The organism is Brevundimonas sp. EU05-FHT14B07 (assembly GCF_058790795.1).
On record NZ_JBYTCZ010000004.1, the window covers coordinates 66,935 to 84,494 of the forward strand.

Below are 17,560 nucleotides of genomic sequence, written 5' to 3' on the forward strand. Positions count from 1 at the left end.
CGTGGACTATCTTGAAGGGGAAAATGGCGCACCCGACAGGATTCGAACCTGTGACCTCTGCCTTCGGAGGGCAGCACTCTATCCAGCTGAGCTACGGGTGCGTCGGCCGGCGCGACGCCGGAACAGGCCGCTTACAGCATGGCGCAAGCGGCCTCAATCCCGAATGCGCCACACAAGCATGATGACGGCGCCGACCACTGCGTACAACGGCCTCAAGCAGCGCGAAGCGCGATAGGCCCCGAAGGCAAAGCGGTAGGACGCTCGCGCCCTACTGCGCCGTCATGCCGCCGTCGATCTTGAACTCGGACCCCGTGACGAACTTGGATTCGTCGGACGCCAGATAGAGGACGCAGTAGGCGACGTCGTCGGGTTCGCCGATCCGCTTCAAAGGAATGCCACGCGCGAGGCGCTCGTGCGCCTTGTCCTCGTCCCCGCCGGCCATAGCGATGAAGGGATCCAGGATCGGGGTCTTGATGAAGACAGGGTGGACCGAGTTGCAGCGCACGTTCCATTCGGCCTTGGCGGCCTCAAGCGCCAGGGTCTTGGTGTACATCCAGACCGCCGCCTTGGTGGCGTTATAGGCGCCCATGCCGGGGGCGGCCGCGAGCCCTGCGATCGAGGAAATGTTGATGATCGAGGCCGGAGCCGAGGCGCGCAGATGCGGCATGGCGTGTTTGGTCCCCAGCATGATGGAGCGCAGATTGATCTCGTACTGACGCTGCCAGTTCTCGATCGTGTCCTGTTCGACGAAGGCCAGGGGGCCGCCGACGCCGGCGTTGTTGACCAGCACCGACAGGCCGCCGAGATCGGCGACGGCGGCGGCGATCACGCCTTCCCATTCGGCCTCGCTGGCCACATCGTGGGCATAGGGGAAGGCGGCGCCCGGAATTTCCGCATTGATCCGGCTCGCCAGGGCTTGAGCGCGTGCGGCGTCGATGTCGGTGACGGCGACGCGGGCGCCTTCGCGGGCCAGCATGAAGGCCATGGCTTCGCCCAGGCCGCCGGCCGCGCCGGTGATCAGGGCCTTCTTGCCGGCGACGCGGCCGGGACGCGCGGAGCCGCTCACGACTTCACCCCCGTGCCAGCGGCGGCGTCGTCAATGAAGCGGGCCAGGGTCACGTCCTTGTCCGTCACGCCATCGGCGTCGTGGGTGGTGAGCAGGATCTCGACCCGGTCGTAGACATTCGACCATTCGGGATGGTGGTCCATCTTGTCGGCCATCAGGGCGACGCGAGTCATGAAGCCGAAGGCGGCGTTGAAATCCGCGAACGTCAGCGTCCGCGTGATGGCCGGGCGATCGCCGTCATGCGCGCGCCAGGCGGGCAAATCCTTCAGCGTTTCCGCTACGTCAAGCCGTGTGTCGGTCATCGCGTTTCCTCTTTTTCTTTGGCGTAGGGCGCCTGATGGATGGCGGCAAGCGGCGAAGCCGCGCGGATCCGTCCAGGGAACCCATGGTCAAGCTTGTGCATTGATCGAGCAGCGATCGTCGCTCTTCGGCGTCATCGGTCGCCAGCGGGGTTAGGATGGAAAATCTCTGGATCGCCGCTCTGGATGCGGCCGACCGCAAGCGGATCGAACCGCATTTGAAGGAGCGCGAGATCACACGCGGCCAGATGCTCTATGACGCCGGCGAGGCGGTCGATCAGGTCTGGTTTCCGATCAAGGGCGTGGTGTCGCTGATGACCATCCTGCCGGATGACAAGATGGTGGAGACGGCCGCCGTAGGGCGTGAAGGCCTGATCGGCGTGACCTGCGGACCGTTCAACGCCCGCGCCGCCAGTCGGGCCATTTCTCAACGCGACGGGATCGCGGCCCATTGCTCGGCCGAGGTGTTCGGCGAGGCGCTGGAAGACAGCGAGACTCTGCGCTCAGCCCTGTCGCGCTTCACCGAAGGCTTGATGGCGCAGGTGCAGCAGGCGGCCGCCTGCAACGCCCAGCACCGGCTGGACGAACGGTTGGCCCGCTGGCTGCTGATGCTCCACGACCGGGCCGAGGATGACCGGATCGATCTGACGCAGGCCGATATCGCCGGTATGCTGGGCGTGCGTCGCGCCACGGTGTCGGAGGTCGGCACGGTGCTGGAGCGCAAGTCGCTGATCCAGCGGGGACGTGGCTGGGTCAAGGTGCTGGATCGCGACGGCCTGGAGGCGGCGTCGTGCGGCTGTTACGGCCTGATGCGCGACGTGATGAAGGATTTGAAACTGCCGCAGCCCGAAGCGGCCTGATCGGGTGTCTCATTGGATGACGGGGGCGCTGCGACGCGCTAGACGACGACTATGACCGACGCCTCCTCCCACGGCCCGCATTCGTCGGGTGATCGTTCCTCCTTCGGCTTTCGCGACGTGGATGCGCGCGAGAAGGTGAAGATGGTGCGCGGGGTCTTCGATTCCGTCGCCTCCAACTACGACGTGATGAACGACCTGATGAGCGTCGGCGTCCACCGCATCTGGAAGGACATCGCCGCCGCCAAGCTGAACCCGCGTCCGGGCGAGACCATTCTGGACGTCGCGGGCGGCACCGGCGACATGGCGCGTCGCTATTCCAGGATGGCGCGCGCGGCGCAGGAGCGGCGCGGCGGCGAAGACGCCAATGTCATCGTCCTGGACTACAACGCCGAGATGATCCTGGCGGGCGTCCACAAGGGCGGCGAACCAGAGATGCAGTGGAGCGTCGGCGATGCAATGAACCTGCCGCTGCCGGACGCCTCGGTCGACGCCTATTCGATCAGTTTCGGCATTCGCAACGTGGCCCATATCGACAAGGCTCTGGCCGAGGCGCGCCGGGTGCTGAAGCCGGGCGGTCGGTTCCTGTGCCTGGAGTTCTCGCGCCCCACCACCACGCCGATCCGCAATGTCTATGACGCCTGGTCCTTCCACGCCATTCCGCGCATCGGCGGCTGGGTCGCCAAGGATCGCGACAGCTATCAGTATCTGGTCGAGAGCATCCGTCGCTTCCCCGATCAGAATACGTTCAAGGGCATGATTGAGGACGCCGGCTTCCGCCGCGTGTCCGTCACCAATCTGTCGGGCGGGATCGCCGCCATCCATCACGGGTGGGCGATCTGACCAGCCGGATCTATCGCACGGCCCCGCCGCCGCCCGCGACGGTCGCGGTCCAGAACCCGGTTGTGTCCTTCCTGCGCCTGCTGGGCTGGCTGTGGGTCTTGGCGCGTCATGACGCCCTGATCCCGCGCGAGGTGACCCATCTGCTGCCGGCCTGGGCGCGGCCGTTCGCACGGTTCGTGCAACTGTTCTCAGGTCGGGCCGGGCGTCAGGGGCGGCCGGGCCAGAGGCTGGGCAAGGCGTTCGAGCATCTGGGCCCTGTGGCGATCAAACTGGGTCAGGTCCTGGCGACGCGCGCCGATATCTTCGGGCTGGAATTCGCGCGCGATCTTGGCCGGTTGAAGGACGCCCTGCCGCCGTTCTCTCTGGAAGAGGCGCGTCGCGAGATCGAGAAGTCGCTGGGGCGCCCGGCCGAAAGTCTGTTCATCGATCTCAGCCCGCCGGTCGCCGCCGCCTCCCTGGCCCAGGCGCACCGCGCGACCCTGGCTGATGGGCGGGCCGTCGCGGTCAAGGTGCTGCGGCCGGGCGTCGAGCGGCGGGTCGCCAATGGCCTGGATTCGATGCGTCTGGCCGCGCGGCTGGTCTGGCGGCTCGTGCCGATGGCGCGGCGTCTGGAGCCGTCCGCCTTTGTCGAGACCATCGCCAACTCGCTGGATCTGGAGTTGGACATGCGGCTGGAGGCCGCCGCCGCCAGCGAGATGGCCGAGGTGTTGGCCAAGGACGGATATATGTCCGCGCCGGCCGTGATCTGGGACGGGGTGGGCAAGCGCGTGCTGACGCTGGAGTGGGCGCAAGGCGTGCCCATGACGGATCCGGCGCTGCTGGACCTGCCGGGATTGGACAAGGATCAGCTGGCCGACAATGTCGTGCGCGCCTTCCTTGTCCAGGCGTTGGACCACGGGGTGTTCCACGCCGACCTGCATGAGGGCAATCTGTTCGCCAGCGCGCCAGCCCATCTGACGGCGATCGATTTCGGCATCGTCGGGCGGCTGGGACCGGCGGAGCGGCGCTATCTGGCCGAGATTCTGTGGGGCTTCATCAGCCGCGACTACGACCGGATTTCGCGCGTGCATTTCGAGGCCGGCTACGTCCCGCCGCACCACTCGGTCGAGACCTTCGCCCAGGCCCTGCGCGCCGTCGGCGAGCCGGTGATCGGCCGTGCCGCCAGCCAGGTGTCGATGGGCCGGCTCCTGGGCCAGTTGTTCGAGATCACCGCCCTGTTCGACATGCGGCTGCGGCCCGAACTGATCCTGCTGCAAAAGACCATGGTCTCGGTCGAGGGCGTGGCGCGCCGGCTGCAACCCGATCACGATCTGTGGAAGGCCGCCCAGCCGGTGGTCGAACGCTGGATCCGCCGCGAGCTGGGACCGCAGGCCCAGGCGCGTGACGCGATCAACGAAATGATCGCCGCCGCCCGCGCCATCTCGCGCCTGGTTCAGGAGCCGCCGCGCCCGGCGGCGGTGGTCATCGAAAAGTCGGGAACTCCGGCTTGGGTGGCGGCTTCAGTCACGGTCGCGGTCATCGCGGCCCTGGCGGCCTTGGGCCTTTCGCTCTGGCCCTATCTGACCTGACCGGAGCTTTCGCTATGAAGCCGACCTTGATGAAGACCGCCATTGTAGCCGCCGTGCTGCTGGCGCCCGTGCCCGCCTTGGCTCAGGCGGCCGCCGGCGCCGTGCCGAACGCCTTCGACCGCCCGGCTCAAGCCGCAGCACCTCAAGCCCGTCCCGCCGCTGCGCCCGCAGCGGCGTCCGCCGCCCAAGCTCCCGACATCGCCCGTTCGGAAGAGGCTTTGCGCGCCGTGATCGCCAGCGCGCAGGGGACCGGTTTCGACTATTCGGATTTCACGACCGGCCTTGGAACCCAGATCCGTCAGCAGGAAGCCCAGGTGGTCCCACTGATCAAGGGCTTCGGCGCCGTCAAGACGGTCGAATACGTCAAACAGGAAGGCGAGGCCCAGATGTTCAAGGTCACCTTCGACAATCAGGTCACCGAATGGCTGATCGGCTTCGACGCCGAGGACAAGATCGCGGCCCTGCTGTTCCGCCCGGCCGAGCGCTGACCGTTAGTCCAGCGAAGGCTTGCCGCGCCCCGACTTGATCGAGGCGCGGGTCGTCTTGGCCTTGAGGCGGCGTTCCTTGGACGCCTTGGTCGGACGTGTCGGCACGCGATAGACGGGGCGGATCGAGGCCTCGTCCACCATGGCTTGAAGCCGTTCGATGGCGTCGGCGCGATTGCGCTCCTGGGTGCGGTGACGCACGGCGGTGATCAGGATCACGCCTTCCAGCGTCAGCCGGCTGCCGGCCAGCTTCATCAGCCGCGCCTTGACCGGATCGGTCAGCGACGGCGAGTTCTTCACATCGAACCGCATCTGGACGGCGGTCGAGACCTTGTTGACGTTCTGCCCGCCTGGACCGCCCGCGCGGTAGAAGTGAAACTCAAGCTCGTCCTCGGGGATGACGGTGGTCATGTCGCCGCCTTGCGCGCCTTGACCACGGCCTGGTCCAGCGCTTGCAAGAAACGCGAACGGTCGGCGGCCGAGAACGGCGGCGCACCGGATGTGGCCACGCCCATCGACCGCAGATGCTCGCCCACCATCCGTCCGGCAAGGGCCGAGCCGATGGAGTCCGGGGTGAAGGGCTGGCCGTTCGACTTCAGCGCCTGTGCGCCCGACTTCAGACAGCGGTCCGCTAGGGGGATATCGGCGGTGATGACCACGTCGCCTACGCCCGCCCGCTCAGCGATCCAGTCGTCGGCGATGTCGGGGCCGGCGTCCACCACCACCTGTTCGATCAGCGGCTCACGCGGAACCTGCATCCAGGTGTTGGAGACGACATAGGTCTTCAGCCCATAGCGGCGGGCGACGCGATACACCTCTTCCTTTACGGGGCAGGCGTCGGCGTCGATGTAGAGCACGGTGGGCATTCTTGGTTGGGCCTATCGCGCTTCGCGCTACTTGAGGCCCAGCATAGTGAGTTCGCACAGCGTCCCAACCAAAAAGGGCGGGACCGTGCGGCCCCGCCCTTTCCGATCAGACCTAAGCGGTCCTCAGTTGCGATAGGCCGGCGGCATCGGCGTCTGCTGGCGATAGCGGTCGCGCAGCATCAGCGGGCGGCTGGTCAGGGGCTGTTCGACGCCATCGACGAAGACGGCCGACGGCTGGCTGAGCGGCTCCAGCGGATCGCCGGACCAGACCACCACGTCACCCGCTGCGCCCTGAGCGATCTGGCCGAACTGACCGGCCATGCCGAAGATTTTGGCCGGATTGACCGTCAGGGCTGCGATGGCGGCGGCGTAGGGCAGGCCGTGCGAGACGGCGTTGCCGGCGTTGTAACGGGCCTCGCGTGCGCGGTGGGTCGAGCCTTCGTTGCCCTTGATCGCGATCAAGACACCCGCCGCGTTCAGAGCCGCTGCGTTTTCCGCCCGCGCCGCCCGCATCTCGAAATCGCTGGGCAGGTTGGAGATGGGGTTCAGCAGCACCGGCACGCCGGCTGCGGCGATGTCGCCGGCGACCAGCCAGCCTTCCTCGGCGCCGTCCAGGATCAGCTTGATCCCTTCCTCGCGCGCCAGGCGCAGCACCTGCTGAATGTCCGAGGCGCGGTGGACGCTGACGATCAGGGGCATGGTCCCGTTGGCGACAGGGATCAGCGCCTCGAGATCCGCGCGCGACAGGCTGAGGTCGCGCAGGCCCGCCCGCTCATAGGCCGACTTGTTGCGGGCATAAAGGCGGACTTCCGACAGGGTCTCCTTGAACAGGACGAACTGCGCCCCGCGCGCGCCGCCGGCGATGCCGGCTCCGGCCTCGCCGAACGGAGCGACCATGGCCACGCGCGGCTTGACCAGGATGTTCGACCCCTGACCCAAGTTGATGATCGCCGCCTGGCCCGCGAACAGGCCCGGCGTCTGATAGCCGCCGTCGCCGGCGCCGGCCGTCTCGTCCTCATGGACGTGGCCGCCGGACGAGCCGGGATGCTGGGGCACGACGATGGCGCGGGTGATGCCGCCCAGCCGCGCGACCGGCAGGGTGAAGGACCAGGGGTCCAGGCCGTACGAGATGTCGAAGGCGGCGCTGAGCGTATTGGCGCTGTTGCGCAGTTCGTTGGTGCCGCTGACCGAACTGACCTCGGTCCCGGCCAAGCCGGAATCCACGGCGACGAAACCGGGCGCGACCGTCTTGCCCGCTGCGTCGATGACGCGGGCGCCGGACGGCGCGCCGCCTGAGCCCACCGAGACGATCTTGCCGTCGCGAATCACGACCGTGCCGTTCTCGATGACGGCGTTGCCGGTCAGGATGCGCCCGCCGACAATGGCGACGGTTTCCTGCGCAATCGCAGGAACGGCGATAGACAGGGCCGCGACGGCGCCCGCGAGGATGTGAGACAGGCGCATCAGCGGGCTCCTTCCGTGACGTTGGCGGCGGTCAGGCCATAGCCCGGCTGACCCAGTTCGAAGTCGCTGGTCGGCTGATAGGCGGGGTTGCTGCGATCAAAGGTCAGGGCACCGTCAATGAAGACCTGATCGGCGCGGGCGTAGATCGAGAAGGGATCGGCGCTCCAGATCACCACGTCGGCGCGCTTGCCGGGCTCCAGCGACCCGGTCTGGTCGGCGATGCCGATGGCCTTGGCGGCGTTGGAGGTGATCCAGCCGATGGCGTGTTCTTCGGAAATATTCAGCCCGGCGCGACGACCGGCCGAAAGGGCGGCGGCGGCTTCCTGGTTCAACCGCTGGGTCAGTTCGGCGTCGTCGGAGTGGATGACGGCGCACGATCCCTGTTGGGCGTCGACCAGGGCGGCGTTCTCCTCAATGGCGTCCAAGGCCTCCATCTTGAAGCCCCACCAGCCGGTCCACATGGCCGCGCAGATGCCGTTGGCGGCCAGTTGCGGCGCCAACTTGTAAGCTTCGGTGGCGTGGTGGAAGGTCGTGATGCGGTAGCCGAACTCCTTGGCCATATCCATCATCAGCGCCATCTCGTCGGCGCGGTAGCAGTGGTTCTGGATCAGGATCGAGCCGTCCAGAACGCCCATCAGGGTTTCGTTCTGCAGGTTGCGGGTCGGGGCGGCGCCTTCGCCGTCCTCGCGCCACTTGTCCCATTTGGCCTTGTAGTCGCGCGCGGCGATGAACGCGGCGCGATAGCCGGCCATATTGCCCATGCCCGTCGCCGGGCTTTGGTTGCGGCCGCCATAGACGCGCGACGGGTTCTCGCCGCAGGCCATCTTGACCGTATAGGGGGCCGCCGGGAACTTCAGCCCTTGCATGGTGATCGAGGGGACGTTGCGGATCGTCACGCCGCGGCCGCCGAACAGATTGGCCGAGCCAGGCAGGATGTGAAGCGTGGTCACGCCCCCGGCGCGGGCGGTGTTGAAGCCGGGGTCCTGGGGCCACAGCGAATGTTCGGCCCAGACCTGGGCGGTGTTCGGGCTGGTCGCCTCGTTGCCGTCGCTCATGCCGCTGACGCCGGGCGACGGATAGACGCCCAGGTGACTGTGCACGTCGATGACGCCGGGGGTGACATAGCGGCCGCGCGCTTCGACGACGCGATAGCCGGAAGGGACGGGGGTCGAGGCGTCGCCGACGGCGGCGATCTTGCCGTCCGTGACCACGACCACGCCGTTCTCGATCTTGCGATCCGTGCCGGTCAGGACGGTGGCGCCGACGACGGCGAAGTTGTCGCGCGGCAGGGGCTGATAGGTGGACGGATAGGGATCCAGCGTCGTCGCGGGATCCAGACCGGCGGCCAGGGTCCGGTCCTTCGACGGTTTCGCGGCCGTATCGTCAGGGGTCGAGCCGGTGGTGGCGCAGGCCGACAGGCCCAGCACGGCGCATGTAATGGCCGCGAGGCTGACGCCCCGCAGATGATGTCCGATCATCGAAATCCCTCTCCCGCGAAGCGTCAGCCCCGACGCCGCTTGTGACCGTCATAGAAGGGCGTTCGGTCGCGACCGTCAAAAGGTTTCCGCGTTCGTCTTCTGGACGCTAGTTCTGGACGCTTTGGCCGGCGACGGCTAACGGCAGGCGCATGAACGCCGATGACCGTCCCGAGGACGAAAACCCGCATCTCGACCGCCCGCTGCGATCGTTCGGCCGCATCAAGGCCCGCCCCATCAAGCCCCGCCAGGCGGCATTGATGGAGACCCTGCTGCCCGAGATCGCCGTGCGCGATCCCAAGGCCGGACCGCTGGATCCCAAGACGATGATGCCCGAGGCGACCGAGGTCTGGCTGGAGATCGGCTTCGGCGGCGGCGAACATATGGCCGCCCAGGCGGCGACGCGGCCCGACGCCTTGGTGATCGGCTGCGAACCCTTCCTGAACGGCGTGGCCTCGGCCCTGCGCCATGTCGAAGAGGGCGGGCTGAAGAACGTACGGATCCACGCTGACGACGCCCGCGACCTGGTCGACGCCCTGCCGGACGCTTCGATCGACCGGGTTCTGATCCTGTTCCCCGACCCCTGGCACAAGGCGCGCCACAACAAGCGCCGCCTGCTGCAGAACGAGACGGCCCAGGCCTTCGCACGCATCCTGAAGCCTGGCGGGACCCTGCGCTTCGTCACCGATTGGCTGGACTACGCCGAATGGGCTTTGGAACGGCTGAACCGCACGCCGGGACTGGAGCGGATCGGCGCGGCCGGCCAGGACTGGTTCGTCCCGCCTGCCGATCACGTCGTGACGCGCTACGAAGAAAAGAAGCTTGGCGACACGACCCCGGTCTTCCTTGAATATCGGCGCGTCGATTAGCAGCTAAGGGGTCGTTCCAACCGGACCTGACCTCCATGGCCTTTTCGATCTACGACGCCTCGGCGCCCGTCTTTGTGCGTACGCTGAACAATCTGTCGGCCTTGCTCGACAAGGCGCTTGCTCAGGGGTTCGATGAGGCCGCCCTGATGGAGGCGCGTCTCGCCCCGGACATGAATCCGTTCCCAGCCCAGGTGCGCACGGCGGCGTTTTCGGCGCGGGCCTGCGTCGCCCGGTTGGTCGGACAGGAGTGGCCCAAGACGGACGATACCGAAGCGTCGTTCGCCGAGCTGAAGGCCACCATCGCTCTGTCGATCGCCTATATCGAAAGCGTGCCCCGCGATGCATTCGAGGGCGCCGAGACGCGCGAAGTGGTGCTGAAATTCCCCGGCGGGCAGCACGAGTTCAACGGCGTCGATTATCTGACCGGGTTTGCGCTGCCGAACTTCTTTTTCCACGTCACCATGACCTACGCCCTGTTGCGCGCGGCGGGCGTCGAGATCGGCAAGCGCGACTATCTGGGGCCGCGCTGACGGCGCGTTTGATCGCGGGGGGCTGACAACCCCTTTCGGTTGGCCTATATGGCGCTCACATCGTTAGACCGGCGTCCAACGGCGTCGTTCCAAGCGGCGGCCCGGACGGACCGCCGCTTTTGTTTTGGATAGTCGTCGCTTGCGCGCAAGAACCGCCCAGGATCGCCAACTGCTGGACCTGATCGACCCCATCGCGGAGTCGTTGGGCCTGGACATCGTGCGCGTGCGCCTGATGACCGGCTCCAAACGTCAGCGCCTCCAGATCATGGCCGAGCGGCCGTCCGACCACGACATCTCGGTCGAACAATGCGCCAAGCTGAGCCGCGCGGTGTCGGAAGTGTTCGACGCCGCCGACCCCATCCCCGGCGAATATATGCTGGAGGTGTCGTCGCCCGGCATCGACCGGCCCTTGACCCGTCCCATCGACTTCGACCTGTTCGAGGGCGAGGAGGCGCGTCTGGAAACGGACCGGATGATCGAGGGCCGCAAGCGGTTCAAGGGCGTGCTGGCCGGCTATGAGCACGGCAACGTTTTGATCGACCTGGACGGCGAGGACGACACCGCCCTGATCCCCTTCGACTGGCTAAGCGACGCGAAGCTGGTCCTGACCGACGCCCTGATGAAACGGGGCGCCGCCATTCGCGCCGCACGCGGCGAACCCGAAGACGACGGCCTTCCCGAAGGGGAAGCCTCCGACCTGACAACCGACACCCCGACCCCTTCTGAGGACAACGCCTGATGGCCGTCACCGGTATTTCCGCCAACCGCCTCGAACTGCTGCAGATCGCCGAGGCCGTGGCCCGCGAGAAGAACATCGAGCGCGAGATCGTCATCGAGGCGATCGAAGAAGCGATCCAGAAGGGCGCAAAGTCGCGCTACGGCGGGCACCACGACATCCGCGCCAAGATCGACCACAAGACCGGCGAACTGTCGCTGACCCGTCACGTCACCATCGTCGAGGACGACTGGATGCCGGAAGACGAGCTGGAAGAGTTCAATGACAGCGCCATGGTGCGCCTGAAGGACGCCTCCAAGCGCGATCCGGAGGCGGTGGTCGGCAAGGAATACGTCGAGAACCTGCCGCCGTTCGAGTTCGGTCGCGTTCAGACCCAGATGGCCCGCCAGGTCGTGACCGGAAAGGTCCGCGAGGCCGAGCGCGCCAACCAGTACGAAGAGTTCAAGGATCGCGTCGGCGAGATCGTCAACGGCACGGTCAAGCGCGTCGAATACGGCAACACCATCGTCGACCTCGGCCGGGGCGAAGGCGTCATGCGCCGCGACCAGTCCATCCCGCGCGAAGTGTTCAACATCGGCGACCGAATCCGCACTTACATCTACGACGTCCGGCCCGAGGCCAAGGGCCCGCAGGTCATGCTGTCGCGCGCCCATCCGGGCTTCATGGCCAAGCTGTTCGCCCAGGAAGTGCCGGAAGTCTATGACGGCGTGATCGAGATCCGCGCCGCCGCCCGCGACAGCGGTTCGCGCGCCAAGATGGCCGTCCTGTCGAACGACAGCTCGATCGATCCCGTCGGCGCCTGCGTCGGCATGCGCGGCTCGCGCGTGCAGGCGGTGGTCGCCGAGCTGCAGGGCGAGAAGATCGACATCATCCAGTGGAATCCGGATGAGCCGACCTTCATCGTCAACGCCCTGGCCCCGGCCGAAGTCTCCAAGGTCGTGCTGGACGAAGAAGCCGGCCGCGTCGAAGTGGTCGTGCCGGACGAGCAGCTGTCGCTGGCCATCGGCCGTCGCGGCCAGAACGTCCGCCTGGCCTCGCAACTGACCGGCTGGCAGATCGACATCATCACCGAGGCTCAGGACTCCGAGCGTCGTCAGCGCGAGTTCGCCGAGCGCACCGGCCTGTTCCAGGAAGCCCTGGACGTCGACGAAGTCATCGCCCAGCTGCTGGTTACCGAAGGCTTCGCCACGGTCGAGGACTTGGCCTATGTCGATCCGTACGAAGTCTCCGAGATCGAAGGCTTCGACGAAGAGACCGCTGAAGAGCTTCAGGCCCGCGCCCGCGAATATCTGGACAAGAAGGCCGCCGAGCTGGACGCCAAGCGCGTCGAACTGGGCGTCGAGGACGGCGTGCTTCAGGTGCCGGGCGTCACCCTGCCCATCGCCGTCGCCCTGGGCGAAGGCGGCGTGAAGACGGTCGAGGATCTGGCCGACCTGGCCACCGACGAAATCCGCGGCGGCTATGAGGTCAAGAACGGCGAGCGGGTGAAGGTCCCCGGCGTGCTGGAAAGCTTCAATCTGGCGCAGGAAGACGCCGAGCTGCTGATCCTGCAGGCCCGCGTCGCGGCCGGCTGGATCGACGCTTCGGAACTGCCGCAGCCCGAGCCGGAAGAGTACGAAGAAGAGGGCGACTACGCCGAGGGCGAATACGATCCGGACCAGGTGTTCGGCGACGCGCCCGCCGAAGACGACGCGGCCGAGGGCGAAGAGTCCGACGCCGAACCGTCGAACGCGTGATGGGAGACCTGGCCACATATGAGCTTGCGCGACGCAACGATCGATAGAGAACGCCGGGACCTCGTCTCTCACGAGGTCATGGACGAATCTCGCCTGATCCGTTTCGTCGCCGGGCCCGATGGCCAGGTGGTCCCCGACCTGGGCAGGAAACTGCCCGGACGCGGCCTGTGGGTCGAAGCCAGCCGCGCCTCGGTCGAGGCGGCGGTCAAGAAGAACGGCTTCACCCGCGCGGCCAAGACCAAATTGACCGCCCCGGCCGACCTGGCCGATGTCATCGAACGGCTGCTGGCAAGGCGCTGTCTCGACCAGCTGGGTCTTGCCCGGCGCGAAGGCGTTCTTATATCCGGCTTCGAGAAAACCGCGGCGAGCCTGCGTGCGGGCAAGGCCGCCTGGGTGCTGGAAGCCGCCGATGGCTCGGCCGACGGGCGCGGAAAGATCCTCGCCCTGGCCCGTCATCAGACCGCCAAGATCTGCGGCGCGTTCACGGCGGACGATTTGAGTTTGGCCCTTGGGCTGGAAAATGCGATACACGCCGTCCTGCTTGCGGGCGGACGCGCCGATCGGTGGACCATCGAGGTCGAACGACTGGCTGGATTTCGGCCGCTTCGCCCCCCTCACTGGGACGTTTCCAGTGTCGAGGACGGATCGGCGGGAGCACCCCCTACAGGGGCGAGCTGAGGATTTTAGCGGCCGAGGGCCTGTCTCCAAGGGCGGAGACGGGCTCACGGTCGTTCATGGGTATTAGATGAGGACGGCGGGCCTTTCCGCCCCGAGTAAAGCGACCGGATGAGCGACGAAAACGACAAGACCAACCAAGGCCAAGGCAACACGGGCGGCACGCCGTCCCAGACGGGGCCGCGCGCTCCGCTGAGCCTGAAGCCGCGCGTTGTGGGATCGGTGCCGACCGGCACCGTGAAGCAGAGCTTCAGCCATGGCCGATCCAAGACGGTGGTGGTCGAGACCAAGCGCCGCGCCGGCGCCGGCGGACCGCAACGTCCGCAGGGCTTCGATGTCGCACGTCCTCAACAGGCCGCGCAGGCGCCGCGTCCGCAAGGTCCGCGTCCGTCGCAACCCGCCGGCGGCGCCCTGTCGGCCGAGGAGCAGGAAGCCCGCCGTCGCGCCATCGCCCTGGCCACGCAAGCGAACGCCGCCAAGGCTGACGCCGCCGCCGCCGCCAAGGCCGCCGCAGACGCCGCAGCCCGCGAACAGGCCGCCGCCACCGAACGCGCCGCCCAGGCCGCTCGCGACGAGGCCGCCGCCGCCAAGGCCGCTGCAGAAGCTGCACGCGCCGAAGCCGCCAAGCTGACGGCGGCTGCGCCCGTCGCGCCGGCCAAGCCCGCGCCAAAGCCAGCCGCGCCCGTCGCCGCCGCGCCTGCGCCTGTCGCGCCGACCCCGGCGCCTGCGGCCCCGGCCCCGGCTGCTCCCGCCCGTCCGGCCGCTCCGGCCCGCCCGGTAGTCAACTTTGGCCAACGTGTGCCCAAGCCCGGCAATCCCCAACGCGCCGCGCCCGAGCGTCCGGCCTTCGGCGGCCGTTCGGCCCGCGAGCAGGCGATGGGCGGCGGCGATCGCGCCTATTCGGACCGCCCGCAGAGCGATCGCCCGCAAGGCGACCGTCCGCAGGGCGCCCGTTCGGGCCCTAGCGGTCAACGTCCGCAAGGCGCCAAGCCGGCCGAGCCCGTCCGCTATTCGGCCCTGAATCCGCGTCCGGCGCCCGGCGCCGCCCGTCCCGGCGGCGCGCGCACCGGCCCTGGCGGTCGTCCGACCCCGAACGCCCCGCCGGCCGAGGCCAATGTTCTGCGTCCGGCCCGTGCGCCCGGCGCCGGCTTCGGTCGTCCGGCCGGTCGTGACGACGATCGCGAGAAGCGTTTCTCCGACGCCGGCAAGGCCGTCAGCCGCACGCGCGGCGAGCCCAAGCGCCGCGAAGGCCGCATGACCATCCAGTCCGTGGTCGGCGACGGCGACGCCGCCGAGCGGATGCGCTCGCTGGCCTCGGTCCGCCGCGCTCGCGAACGTGAGAAGGAAAAGCGCAAGGGCGGCTCGACCGATGCGCCCAACCGTCCGCGTGAAGTCGTCATTCCCGACGTCATCACCGTGCAGGAGTTGTCCAACCGGATGGCCGTGCGCGGCGTCGACATCATCAAGTTCCTGATGAAGCAGGGCCTGATGATGAAGATCAACGACGTGATCGATTCCGACACCGCCGAACTGGTGGCCGAAGAGTTCGGCATGGCCGTCAAGCGCGTCTCGGAATCCGACATCGAAACCGGCTTCCTGGGCGAGGCCGACGATGCGGACGCCTCCGACACCCGCGCGCCGGTCGTGGCCATCATGGGCCACGTCGACCACGGCAAGACCTCGCTGCTTGACGCCCTGCGCACGACCGACGTCGCAGGCGGCGAAGCCGGCGGCATCACCCAGCACATCGGAGCCTATCAGGTTCGCCTGCCGGACGACCAGAAGGTCACCTTCTTGGACACCCCGGGCCACGCCGCCTTCTCGGCCATGCGGGCGCGCGGCGCCAATGTGACCGATATCGTGGTCCTGGTCGTCGCCGCCGACGACGGCGTCATGCCGCAAACCATCGAAGCCATCCAACACGCGAAGGCGGCCAATGCGCCCCTGATCGTGGCGGTCAACAAGATGGATAAGCCCGGCGCGACGTCGCAGAAGGTCGTCAACGAGCTGCTGCAGTACGAAGTCATCGCCGAAAGCCTGGGCGGCGAAACCCAGATCATCGAGGTCTCGGCCAAGGAGCGGATGAACCTCGACGGCCTGCTGGAAGCCATCCTGATCCAGGCCGAGGTTATGGACCTGCGCGCCAACGCCGATCGCTCGGCCGAGGGTGTGGTCATCGAGGCCAAGCTGGACAAGGGTCGCGGCCCGGTCGGCACCGTCCTGGTCAAGCGCGGCACGCTGAAGCGCGGCGACATCGTCGTCGCCGGCGGATCGTGGGGCAAGGTTCGCGCCCTGCTGAACGAACGCAACGAGCAGCTGACCGAAGCCGGTCCGTCGGTTCCGGTCGAGATTCTCGGCCTGGACGAGGCGCCCTCGCCCGGCGACGTCTTCGCCGTGGTGGAATCCGAAGCCCGCGCCCGCGAGCTGACCGAATACCGTCAGCGGGTAAAGCGCGAGAAGGCCCAGGTTTCGGGCGGCTCGGTCTCGCTGGTCGACATGATGGCCAAGCTGGGCTCCAAGAAGGCCTCGGAACTGCCGGTCGTCATCAAGGCGGACGTGCAGGGTTCGGCCGAAGCCATCATGGGTTCGCTGGACAAGATGAGCACCGACGAGGTTCGCGCCCGCACGGTCTATTCCGGCGCCGGCGGCATCACCGAGAGCGACGTCAACCTGGCCAAGTCGGCCGGTGCGCCGATCCTCGGCTTCAACGTCCGGGCTTCGAAACAGGCGCGCGATCTGGCCGAACGCGAAGGCGTCGAGATCCGCTACTATTCGATCATCTACGACCTGCTGGACGACATCAAAGGCGTGCTGTCCGGCATGCTGGCGCCGCTGCAACGCGAAACCTTCCTGGGCAACGCTGCTGTCCTTCAGGTGTTCGACATCTCCAAGATCGGCAAGATCGCCGGTTGCCGGGTGTCGGAAGGCGTGGTCCGCAAGGGCGCGCGCGTCCGCATCATCCGCGACGACGTCGTGGTGCTGGAGCTGGGCACGCTCAACACGCTCAAGCGCTTCAAGGACGAGGTCAACGAGGTCACGGCCGGCCAGGAATGCGGCATGCAGTTCCAGGGCTTCCAGGACATCAAGGAAGGCGACTACATCGAGTGCTTCACGGTCGAAGAGATCAAGCGCACGCTGGACTAGTTCCCGTCGCGAGCACGAAGAGACCAAGGCCCGGAACTCAGGTTCCGGGCCTTTTTCTTTGCGCGGTTCCTGCGCATGATGCCAAGCGTGGCCGCAAACGCCGCGCGGGGGATCGCTTCATGGCTAGACCACATCTATCCTCCGGTGACTTCTTCGGCGCGGCTTCGCGGACGGTGGAGGCCGGGGGCTTTCGCGTCGGCCTGTGGGTCGCCAGCCGCCCGCCCGAGGGCGTGGAGTTACACGCTCATGACGACGCCCATTTCGTTCTGGCCCTGGACGGCGGATACCGCAGCCTAGCCCATGATGCCCTGACGCCTCAGGGCGGCGCCTTCGGCCCCGGCGCCCTGGTGTGGAACCCGCCGGGCGTCGAACACCGCGACTGTTTCGACGTGGCGGGTGGTCGTTTTCTGTCGATCAGCTTCGATCCGCCTAAGGGGGCCGGGCGCGGCGATCCCCTGCGTCTGCGCGGACTGCGAGCCGAGGGTGCAGCGCGAAGGCTGGTCGGGGTGGCAGGGCGGTTTGCGGCTGGAGACGCGGTCGTGATGGAGGGGCTGACCCTGGACCTGGTGGCCGCGGTCCTGTCGCCGGGCGAACTGGACGAGGATCCGGCGCCGGAGTGGCTGCTCCGCGCCCATGAGGTATTGCACGACCTAACCGACCGGCCAGGGTTGGAGGTGGCGACGGTCGCCCGAATGGTCGGAGTGCATCCCGTCTCTCTGGCCCGCCGCTATCGCCGGCATTTCGGCTGTTCGCCCGCCGTCGCCATTCGCCGGGCGCGGGCGGATCGGGCGGCGGCCCTGATGGTGCGAGGGCGCGATCTGGCCGAACTGGCCCTAGGCGCGGGCTATGCCGACCAGAGCCATATGACGCGCGAGTTCGGCGTCCTCTACGGCCTGACGCCCGCACGCTATCGCGCCCTGTTCGCCTGAAGTCTACGGTTTCACCTG

Annotated in this window: 17 protein-coding genes and 1 tRNA gene; 11 read left to right on the plus strand and 7 right to left on the minus strand. The window is 67.6% G+C overall.

Translation table 11 applies throughout. The features are described from left to right. Nucleotides 1-24: 24 nt before the first annotated feature. From AC3WRC_RS10715 to AC3WRC_RS10725, 3 genes are all read right to left on the minus strand, one after another. Nucleotides 25-101 (minus strand) — tRNA-Arg (locus AC3WRC_RS10715). Nucleotides 102-268: 167 nt separating this feature from the next. Further along, nucleotides 269-1,066 (minus strand): SDR family oxidoreductase, encoded by a 798-nt coding sequence (locus AC3WRC_RS10720; RefSeq protein ID WP_492303835.1) that lies wholly within the window; start codon nt 1,064-1,066, stop codon nt 269-271. Next, complete coding sequence (locus tag AC3WRC_RS10725; protein ID WP_492303836.1) at nt 1,063-1,368, minus strand: 4a-hydroxytetrahydrobiopterin dehydratase; 306 nt, start codon at nt 1,366-1,368, stop codon at nt 1,063-1,065. The genes AC3WRC_RS10720 and AC3WRC_RS10725 overlap by 4 nt, the downstream gene beginning before the upstream one ends. A 155-nt stretch (nt 1,369-1,523) precedes the next feature. On the opposite strand from AC3WRC_RS10725, the gene AC3WRC_RS10730 reads away from it, so the two are divergent. Genes AC3WRC_RS10730 through AC3WRC_RS10745 form a run of 4 tightly spaced genes read left to right on the plus strand, consistent with a single transcriptional unit; the run spans nt 1,524 to nt 5,121 of the window. Continuing rightward, nucleotides 1,524-2,225 carry a Crp/Fnr family transcriptional regulator gene (locus tag AC3WRC_RS10730; RefSeq protein ID WP_055809492.1) on the plus strand — a complete coding sequence of 234 codons (702 nt, stop codon included), beginning with the start codon at nt 1,524-1,526 and terminating at the stop codon, nt 2,223-2,225. Between the two features lie 51 nt (nt 2,226-2,276). Next, a complete protein-coding gene (locus tag AC3WRC_RS10735) occupies nt 2,277-3,065 on the plus strand; it encodes a class I SAM-dependent methyltransferase (RefSeq protein ID WP_492303837.1) in 789 nt (262 codons plus the stop codon). Next, nucleotides 3,053-4,633, plus strand: a complete 1,581-nt coding sequence (gene ubiB / locus AC3WRC_RS10740; protein WP_492303838.1) for a 2-polyprenylphenol 6-hydroxylase — start codon at nt 3,053-3,055, stop codon at nt 4,631-4,633. The genes AC3WRC_RS10735 and ubiB overlap by 13 nt, the downstream gene beginning before the upstream one ends. Before the next feature lie 14 nt (nt 4,634-4,647). Further along, on the plus strand, nt 4,648-5,121 hold the full coding sequence (locus tag AC3WRC_RS10745; protein ID WP_174085385.1) for a hypothetical protein: 474 nt from the start codon (nt 4,648-4,650) through the stop codon (nt 5,119-5,121). A gap of 3 nt (nt 5,122-5,124) precedes the next feature. Here the strand turns inward: AC3WRC_RS10745 and arfB are convergent, their stop codons facing one another. From arfB to AC3WRC_RS10765, 4 genes are all read right to left on the minus strand, one after another. Continuing rightward, entirely contained in the window at nt 5,125-5,529 is a 405-nt protein-coding gene (gene arfB, locus AC3WRC_RS10750) for an alternative ribosome rescue aminoacyl-tRNA hydrolase ArfB (protein WP_017505001.1), read from the minus strand. After that, on the minus strand, nt 5,526-5,984 hold the full coding sequence (locus AC3WRC_RS10755; RefSeq protein WP_492303839.1) for a YaiI/YqxD family protein: 459 nt from the start codon (nt 5,982-5,984) through the stop codon (nt 5,526-5,528). The genes arfB and AC3WRC_RS10755 overlap by 4 nt, the downstream gene beginning before the upstream one ends. 123 nt (nt 5,985-6,107) lie before the next feature. Then, nucleotides 6,108-7,448 (minus strand): amidohydrolase family protein, encoded by a 1,341-nt coding sequence (locus AC3WRC_RS10760; RefSeq protein WP_492303840.1) that lies wholly within the window; start codon nt 7,446-7,448, stop codon nt 6,108-6,110. Next, entirely contained in the window at nt 7,448-8,926 is a 1,479-nt protein-coding gene (locus AC3WRC_RS10765; RefSeq protein WP_492303841.1) for an amidohydrolase, read from the minus strand. Before AC3WRC_RS10765 ends, AC3WRC_RS10760 begins: the two co-directional genes overlap by 1 nt. Nucleotides 8,927-9,075: 149 nt before the next feature. On the opposite strand from AC3WRC_RS10765, the gene trmB reads away from it, so the two are divergent. From trmB to AC3WRC_RS10800, 7 genes are all read left to right on the plus strand, one after another. Further along, nucleotides 9,076-9,792: a tRNA (guanosine(46)-N7)-methyltransferase TrmB gene (gene trmB / locus AC3WRC_RS10770; RefSeq protein ID WP_174085389.1), complete on the plus strand. Its 717-nt coding sequence runs from the start codon at nt 9,076-9,078 to the stop codon at nt 9,790-9,792. A 35-nt stretch (nt 9,793-9,827) separates the two neighbouring features. Then, on the plus strand, nt 9,828-10,322 hold the full coding sequence (locus tag AC3WRC_RS10775) for a DUF1993 domain-containing protein (RefSeq protein WP_055754677.1): 495 nt from the start codon (nt 9,828-9,830) through the stop codon (nt 10,320-10,322). Between the two features lie 139 nt (nt 10,323-10,461). Further along, complete coding sequence (gene rimP / locus AC3WRC_RS10780; protein WP_492303842.1) at nt 10,462-11,061, plus strand: ribosome maturation factor RimP; 600 nt, start codon at nt 10,462-10,464, stop codon at nt 11,059-11,061. Next, the gene (gene nusA / locus AC3WRC_RS10785; RefSeq protein ID WP_492303843.1) at nt 11,061-12,794 is read left to right on the plus strand and encodes a transcription termination factor NusA; all 1,734 of its coding nucleotides are present in this window, start codon (nt 11,061-11,063) and stop codon (nt 12,792-12,794) included. The genes rimP and nusA overlap by 1 nt, the downstream gene beginning before the upstream one ends. An 18-nt stretch (nt 12,795-12,812) precedes the next feature. Continuing rightward, nucleotides 12,813-13,472 (plus strand): RNA-binding protein, encoded by a 660-nt coding sequence (locus tag AC3WRC_RS10790; RefSeq protein WP_292079705.1) that lies wholly within the window; start codon nt 12,813-12,815, stop codon nt 13,470-13,472. Nucleotides 13,473-13,580: 108 nt separating this feature from the next. Next, entirely contained in the window at nt 13,581-16,613 is a 3,033-nt protein-coding gene (infB, locus tag AC3WRC_RS10795) for a translation initiation factor IF-2 (protein WP_492303844.1), read from the plus strand. A 119-nt stretch (nt 16,614-16,732) separates the two neighbouring features. Beyond that, nucleotides 16,733-17,542, plus strand: a complete 810-nt coding sequence (locus AC3WRC_RS10800; protein WP_055754672.1) for a helix-turn-helix domain-containing protein — start codon at nt 16,733-16,735, stop codon at nt 17,540-17,542. Nucleotides 17,543-17,560 lie beyond the last annotated feature (18 nt).

What these genes read in the sequence shown, in the direction of transcription:
- AC3WRC_RS10725 (WP_492303836.1), bottom strand. Translation starts at nt 1,368, where the DNA reads ATGACCGACACACGGCTTGACGTAGCGGAAACGCTGAAGGATTTGCCC.
- AC3WRC_RS10730 (WP_055809492.1), top strand. Translation starts at nt 1,524, where the DNA reads ATGGAAAATCTCTGGATCGCCGCTCTGGATGCGGCCGACCGCAAGCGG.
- AC3WRC_RS10735 (WP_492303837.1), top strand. Translation starts at nt 2,277, where the DNA reads ATGACCGACGCCTCCTCCCACGGCCCGCATTCGTCGGGTGATCGTTCC.
- AC3WRC_RS10745 (WP_174085385.1), top strand. Translation starts at nt 4,648, where the DNA reads ATGAAGCCGACCTTGATGAAGACCGCCATTGTAGCCGCCGTGCTGCTG.
- arfB (WP_017505001.1), bottom strand. Translation starts at nt 5,529, where the DNA reads ATGACCACCGTCATCCCCGAGGACGAGCTTGAGTTTCACTTCTACCGC.
- AC3WRC_RS10755 (WP_492303839.1), bottom strand. Translation starts at nt 5,984, where the DNA reads ATGCCCACCGTGCTCTACATCGACGCCGACGCCTGCCCCGTAAAGGAA.
- AC3WRC_RS10760 (WP_492303840.1), bottom strand. Translation starts at nt 7,448, where the DNA reads ATGCGCCTGTCTCACATCCTCGCGGGCGCCGTCGCGGCCCTGTCTATC.
- AC3WRC_RS10765 (WP_492303841.1), bottom strand. Translation starts at nt 8,926, where the DNA reads ATGATCGGACATCATCTGCGGGGCGTCAGCCTCGCGGCCATTACATGC.
- trmB (WP_174085389.1), top strand. Translation starts at nt 9,076, where the DNA reads ATGAACGCCGATGACCGTCCCGAGGACGAAAACCCGCATCTCGACCGC.
- AC3WRC_RS10775 (WP_055754677.1), top strand. Translation starts at nt 9,828, where the DNA reads ATGGCCTTTTCGATCTACGACGCCTCGGCGCCCGTCTTTGTGCGTACG.
- nusA (WP_492303843.1), top strand. Translation starts at nt 11,061, where the DNA reads ATGGCCGTCACCGGTATTTCCGCCAACCGCCTCGAACTGCTGCAGATC.
- AC3WRC_RS10790 (WP_292079705.1), top strand. Translation starts at nt 12,813, where the DNA reads ATGAGCTTGCGCGACGCAACGATCGATAGAGAACGCCGGGACCTCGTC.
- infB (WP_492303844.1), top strand. Translation starts at nt 13,581, where the DNA reads ATGAGCGACGAAAACGACAAGACCAACCAAGGCCAAGGCAACACGGGC.
- AC3WRC_RS10800 (WP_055754672.1), top strand. Translation starts at nt 16,733, where the DNA reads ATGGCTAGACCACATCTATCCTCCGGTGACTTCTTCGGCGCGGCTTCG.